Source organism: Psychrobacter sp., assembly GCF_030457785.1.
Taxonomy (GTDB): domain Bacteria; phylum Pseudomonadota; class Gammaproteobacteria; order Pseudomonadales; family Moraxellaceae; genus Psychrobacter.
Map to the genome: position 1 here is coordinate 1 of NZ_JAKDUI010000168.1, position 5,987 is coordinate 5,987.

General features: G+C 44.1%; 6 protein-coding genes and 1 riboswitch. Of the genes, 3 read left to right on the forward strand and 3 right to left on the reverse strand.

Annotation, left to right across the window (positions count from 1 at the left end; all coding sequences use genetic code 11):
- Positions 1–88: 88 nt before the first annotated feature.
- The gene (locus tag L0J61_RS08470; protein ID WP_301466013.1) at positions 89–985 is read right to left on the reverse strand and encodes an ABC transporter substrate-binding protein; all 897 of its coding nucleotides are present in this window, start codon (positions 983–985) and stop codon (positions 89–91) included.
- 322 nt (positions 986–1,307) lie between these two features.
- Positions 1,308–1,437, reverse strand: a riboswitch (TPP riboswitch).
- Positions 1,438–1,670: 233 nt separating this feature from the next.
- Between L0J61_RS08470 and L0J61_RS08475 the strand changes: the two genes are divergently transcribed.
- Together L0J61_RS08475 and L0J61_RS08480 are read left to right on the forward strand one after the other, a co-directional pair.
- The gene (locus L0J61_RS08475; protein WP_301466014.1) at positions 1,671–2,096 is read left to right on the forward strand and encodes a YbaN family protein; all 426 of its coding nucleotides are present in this window, start codon (positions 1,671–1,673) and stop codon (positions 2,094–2,096) included.
- Positions 2,097–2,327: 231 nt separating this feature from the next.
- Entirely contained in the window at positions 2,328–2,537 is a 210-nt protein-coding gene (locus tag L0J61_RS08480) for a cold-shock protein (protein WP_075102704.1), read from the forward strand.
- Between the two features lie 237 nt (positions 2,538–2,774).
- On the opposite strand, the gene L0J61_RS08485 is transcribed toward L0J61_RS08480, so the two are convergent.
- Positions 2,775–3,857, reverse strand: coding sequence for a YeiH family protein (locus tag L0J61_RS08485; protein ID WP_301466015.1), 1,083 nt, complete (start codon positions 3,855–3,857; stop codon positions 2,775–2,777).
- Between the two features lie 327 nt (positions 3,858–4,184).
- Here L0J61_RS08485 and L0J61_RS08490 point away from each other — a divergent pair, with 327 nt between their 5' ends.
- Positions 4,185–5,120, forward strand: a complete 936-nt coding sequence (locus L0J61_RS08490; protein WP_301466016.1) for a LysR substrate-binding domain-containing protein — start codon at positions 4,185–4,187, stop codon at positions 5,118–5,120.
- Positions 5,121–5,156: 36 nt separating this feature from the next.
- Here the strand turns inward: L0J61_RS08490 and L0J61_RS08495 are convergent, their stop codons facing one another.
- Complete coding sequence (locus L0J61_RS08495; RefSeq protein WP_301466017.1) at positions 5,157–5,618, reverse strand: universal stress protein; 462 nt, start codon at positions 5,616–5,618, stop codon at positions 5,157–5,159.
- Between the last annotated feature and the right edge of the window lie 369 nt (positions 5,619–5,987).

The window sequence follows — 5,987 nt, forward strand, 5'->3', positions numbered from 1 at the left end:
CTTGATGTGATTTTAAGAAATAAAGAACCGCCACAACAAACACGATGGCGGTTTTCTATTATTCAAAATATCTTAACGCATAAAATATCTACAGCGCCCACAGTGATTGATACTGCTCATCAGTCAACGTCACGATATCGATTTCTGCCAACATCTCGCGCAGTGCTTCCCACTTATTCGCACTCGGCTTAATTGGTGTGATCAATCTACCTAGCGTATTATCAACGATGGCATCCATCAGCACATCTGCCTCGGTCTGGCTATAGTCGTAATACATGCGGTGGGCTGTATCCGGCTCACTTTTGCACAGCTCTGCCATCTGATTGGTCACTTGGATAAAGGTATCTATCGCATCTTTTTTTGCGCTATAAATTTCATCAGTCGTGAGGATTTCTAACGCTGAGAAGTTAGGATACGGTGACAGGTTCTGATCGATAAAGGTAAAATCCAACCCTTCATGTGCCGCTTCCACCCCTTCAAAGTTATAAAAGCACAGCCATGCACCATCTAGGCTTGGGTCTTCTTGTAGGTTTTTTATGTGATAAAAATCTTTTTGTACAAAGGTCATGTTGTCACGGCTGATGCTAAAGCCGTTTTTCTTGGCATAGCGGGCCAATATCTCAAAGCCGATACGGTTGGTTTTTTCTTCAGCAGCAGGTGTGCAGATGCGGATAGGTTGATCGTTTTTTAGCTTATCCATGCTGGATTGTTGCATCAATATGCCACCATCGGTCTCAAAAAAGCAGCCAAGCGCGCGCAAGTTGGGCGCATAGTGCTCAAACAAGTGTATAGGCTCGTTCACATGCAGATCGATGCTTTGGTTCTGTAACTCAGCAAAGCCATCATAATGGTCATCTGGCTCGATGATGGTGATATCAAGTCCGGCTTGCTCGTAGGCTCCTGTCTTCACACCAGCGATAAAAGGTAGGTGGTCAGGGTTCAAAAACCACTCGAGGGTCAGGGTAAGTTTGGTGGTGGGCTGCATGGTTGTTTCCTTTTTTTGGGTGTGGAGTTTTGGTAAGGGAAACAATCAGACTGATGCTGTTCAAATACAACATGAAAGGCAAAACAAGAAAGGTAATGTCTCTAGGGTCGAGCTTTGGTGTGAGAGGTTCGTGCTAGATGCTGAGTGCTAGATATTAATAAGTGTAAGACGTCCAGTCTCAGAGGTTTGATATCCGAGGTTTGATATTCGAGGTACCGTGTTGTCAGTACATCATCATTCGCACATTATCATTAGTAAATCATTACTAGCACATCATTATCGTCACAGCATCATCACTGGTTCACCATTTAGAGACTCATTACATAAAGTCACGCTTGCTTCCTACGTCAGTGCTAACTGCTTCAGGTTCACGGGTGTTTCTCAGCGATGACTTAAAAGATTGAATGGATTTATTAAATCGATTTAAGGTCAAAGCACCCCGACAAGATGGATTAATATGTCGTGATCATCATAGACGACTTATGAGAGATGATGCAAGTGCTGTCAACACGTCCTATAGTTTTAACCATAGAAAAATTGTCCATAGTGAAACATCGCAAAAATAGCCTTGTATAGCGCTCAGTGATACTGCATGATTGGTGAATCCGATAAGTAGCTATTTCATAATATAAACGAAGAAGTAGTTGCTTACCTTTATCGCTGTATCGTCTAGCAACATGATTTTATGACCAAGAATAAAAAGACCTTTTATTACCGACCCAAGACCAACCAGTCCAACAGTCCGGCTGTACGTTGGGTGTTTGTCATACTGGGATGGTTATTTTTTGTGTTGGGTATTATCGGGGCATTGTTGCCTGTGATGCCGACTGCGCCTTTTATACTACTCTCAGCAGGTTGCTGGGCACGTAGCTCACGACGCTTTCACTTTTGGCTCATCAATCATAAATATTTTGGTAAGTATGTCCGTGACTGGGAAGATTATCGAGCTGTACCGCTCTATGCCAAATGGTTGGCAACCATCATGATGACAATCTCGACGACCATGATGTTTTATCGGTTGCCCGCAGATATGATTTGGCTCGCATGGGTGATGGCTATCGTCTGTACAGGAGTGGTCATTTATCTGTTTCGACTGCCAAATGCCGAGTAATGTATAAATTATAGACAATAGTTAATTCTATTTGCAGAAAATCTGAGATAAGGCTTGCGATATGAAAATGTACACCTTATAATATGCTCAAGCTTAAGAGCAGTTCTGCACCAAATCATTACCTCGTAGTATTAGTTATAATCCTTCGTTTTAATATTTATCGTTCAGTAGCTATCTGAAAGCGTTACCGGTCAATAGGCCATCAATAAATTAAAAAGTAGGATTATCGATATGTCAGATACTCAAAAAGGTACAGTTAAGTGGTTCAACGAAGCTAAAGGCTTTGGTTTCATCGCTCCAGAAAACGGCGCAGACGTTTTTGCTCATTACAGCGAAATCTCTGGTTCAGGTTTCAAAACTTTGGCTGAAGGCCAAGAAGTTGAGTTCACTGTAACTCAAGGCCAAAAAGGCCCACAAGCACATAACATCGTTGCTATCTAATTCGTTTTTAACGAATATCTAGATAAATAGATGTAAAAAAGCGAACCTTCGGGTTCGTTTTTTTTCGTCTGCGATTTATTAATTTTGTTGTTTAGAAGCGATGCTAGGCTCAAGGACTGAGGACTTGCCATATATTGGTTAAGTCGAGTGGTCAAAAAAAGCCCACGACCATCGCCCCATGATTGTTTGACAATAGGTGGGCTGATAGTACGTGGTCTTTTCGAGCTTTGGTACGCTCTAAATAAGGCTGATGCCAATATTGATAAGACCACCGCCGATTATTAACCATCCAAACATAATGGCACCCAAAATAAGTGGCTTGATACCTGCTTGTTTGATGGCGCCCAAATGTGTGGTCAAACCAAGGGCGAACATGGCCATCGTTAGCAGGACGTCATCGAGCACCACCATACTATGTTCAAAGCTGTCAGACATCGGCACCCAGGTATGTAGCACCACCACTAAGATAAATATAAATGCAAACCAAGGGACTTTGACTTGTTGCATACGGTTGATGAGCGATGGCTTGTCGCTGCCGTCATCATCACCTTTGGTCAATGCAAAGGATAAAACAAGCAAAAAAGGTGCGAGCATCATGACTCGGATCATTTTAGTGACGACCGCCGTATCACCAACGTCACTGCCGACAGCGTTACCTGCGACCACCACTTGTGCGACTTCATGGATGGTTGAGCCAGTATAAATACCGTACTGCTGAGCGTTTAGCCAAGGCTGCAACCAGCCAAGCTGATACAGGCACGGGTATAGTAGCATCGCAATTGTACCGAAGACCACCACCGTAGCGACCGCAATCGTGACTTTATGAGCTTCAGCCTTGACCACTGGTTCTGCTGCAATCACTGCCGCCGCCCCACAAATACTAGCGCCTGAGCCAATCAATAAGGTCGTTTTTTTGTCGACCTTTAGCCATTTTGTACCCAACCAATAAGTGAGCAGAAAAGTAGAGGTGAGCACCAGTGCATCCGTCATGATGGCTGGCATACCCACGCTTGAAACCTGAGTCAGGGTCAATTTAAACCCATAAAACATAATGGCGAGGCGTAAGATTTGACCCTTGGCAAACGTTACCCCTACATGCAAACGTTCGGCGACGCGAGGGTAGATCGTATTACCCACAATCATTCCGAGCAAGATCGCTAATGTCAATGATGACAGCCCAACGATGCGCCCGTTCGTCCAGCTGTTTAAGCTGGCATTTAGCCATAAACAAAACAAACTGCCCATAAACACCACCAGCAAACCTGCCAAATGGCGATTGCTGGGTAGGTAGTTGGTCATTGTTTTGGTCAAGGCATACATAAGAGACTATCCTATTGTCTATAATCAAAATAAGCATAAGCTTATGAGTTAACAGTATAAGTCAGCCTGTCATATAATAAAAATGGATTAATAAGATAAAAACTATCGATTTTTTGGGTTAAGGCGTGTTCTTGTTTTTGACCCATTTAGATGAGTATTGATTGAATTGAGGACACGCCCTAGTATGCTTTTAGTCCGCCGACGTTTATGTTGTCAGCTTTTCGCATGGTCATACGTTTAGTCAGGCGTTGTAAACTTACAGGCTAACGTGGGTAGCAGACTAACGTAGGTAACAGGCTAACGTAAGTATAAGGTGTCATTGATAGAATGAAAAAAACACAGCAGGTATTACCGAAGATTACACTTAAGCAATTGGCAGTATTCGTCAGTATTTATCAGACGGGCAGCACCAGTCGTGCTAGTGAGGAATTGCACTTATCACAGTCAGCGGTCAGTAGTGCATTGAGTGAGCTTGAGGCGCGGTTGCAAATGCCGCTGTTTGAGCGAGTCGGGCGGAGGTTGAACCAGCACCCCAATGCACATTCCGTCTATGTGCAAGCACAAGCGATATTGGGGCAGTCTTTGACACTTGAGCATTATCATAAATACCAAGCAGGGCAGATTCGTATTGGCGCCAGCACAACGATTGGCAACTATGCCGTACCACCACTGTTGGCCAGGCTATATGAGGCGTTGCCAGATGCTCATGTCGATATGTATATCGCTAATACGCAAGAGGTCGTCAGCGAGGTTGAACAGTTAAATATTGATATTGCATTGGTCGAAGGAATGCCACGTCCGACAGATATGAAGGCCATCGAACAACGAGAATGGCGAACAGATACTTTGGTTATATTTGCCAAGCGAGATAGCAAATGGCTGACCGATTTGTCGGTATATAACCAAAAAGATAATTGTTATGAACTGAGCGTTACACAGCTGGCAAGGTTGCCGTTGTTGGTACGAGAGGCGGGGTCAGGTACGCGGCAGATCATCGATGAGCAATTATTAAAGCATTTGACCGACGCCGAAGTAATCATGGCTATTCAGCAGTCCGAGGCGATCAAGCGCATGGTGAGTGTGGATATTGGATTGGGCTGCCTGTCACAACACGTCATTGAGGCGGAGCTAGCGGCAGGCACGCTGATACAAGTCAAGGTGGCGGGCATTGATTTGTCCCGCACTTGGTGGCTAGTCTGGCACAAGGCGCGTCACCAAAGCTCGATATGGCAGACCTTCGTTGATATCGTCCAAGCAGGCTGACTTAAAGAGTAGGCAGTTAAGCGTTATAGCGCTGTACTATTTGGACACGGGTTGGTCGAGTCTGACGACAAGACTGTCGCAAGGAACGTTTGGCAAGATATTATCTGCCGTCGCACCGCTGATCCAAGCTGCAATACCAGAGCGTTTGTGTCGTCCGATGACCAGTAAGTCGACTTCATGTTTATCGCAGTAGCGGACGATGCCTTCGCTACTGGAAATCGCGGTGGTGACTTCAGAATTTACAGCATTTAACTGATTGCGATCCAAAAAACGTGCCAGTTTTGCGCGTGCTTCTTGGCAGCGTTCATCATCTATTTCATCGTATAGGCTAGAGGCAGGGACCAGCTCATAGCCAAACCCGACCATGGTGTCCTTGACGATGTGTAGGACGGATAACTTGGAGCCTGGACGGTTTTCGACGATGCGTTTGGCTTTTTGTGCGACTATATCAGCATCAGAGAGTAAGTCGGTGACCAGTAGTATATGTTGATAACTCATATCGTATTCCCCTTGTCAGATAATATTTACTATAGCACTACCGACGACTGCTTGTTAAGTAGGCAATGCATTTGCTGTGTCAAAAAAGACAGCCTGTAATTCTAGGCGGCTTTTCTCGGGACATTATCTTGACTTATTGAGGTACAAACCCCATCTAATGCCGTTAGGCAAATTCTATTTAATTTATATAGGAAAACTATATAGGCGCACCCATCGCTATTGTTCCAAAGTGGTTTAAAACAAAGTAGTTTCAAACGATGCCTTGGTTAAAAGGATGTATGGATATGTGTCATAAATTTTGAATATTACTCATAGGTTAATCACAATAACACTCACAATATTTTTATATGAATAGCATATAAAAAAGAC

Bases quoted from the DNA above. Each gene is read 5' to 3' on its own strand.
- L0J61_RS08475 (WP_301466014.1), top strand. From the start codon at position 1,671: ATGACCAAGAATAAAAAGACCTTTTATTACCGACCCAAGACCAACCAG.
- L0J61_RS08470 (WP_301466013.1), bottom strand. From the start codon at position 985: ATGCAGCCCACCACCAAACTTACCCTGACCCTCGAGTGGTTTTTGAAC.
- L0J61_RS08490 (WP_301466016.1), top strand. From the start codon at position 4,185: ATGAAAAAAACACAGCAGGTATTACCGAAGATTACACTTAAGCAATTG.
- L0J61_RS08480 (WP_075102704.1), top strand. From the start codon at position 2,328: ATGTCAGATACTCAAAAAGGTACAGTTAAGTGGTTCAACGAAGCTAAA.
- L0J61_RS08485 (WP_301466015.1), bottom strand. From the start codon at position 3,857: ATGTATGCCTTGACCAAAACAATGACCAACTACCTACCCAGCAATCGC.
- L0J61_RS08495 (WP_301466017.1), bottom strand. From the start codon at position 5,618: ATGAGTTATCAACATATACTACTGGTCACCGACTTACTCTCTGATGCT.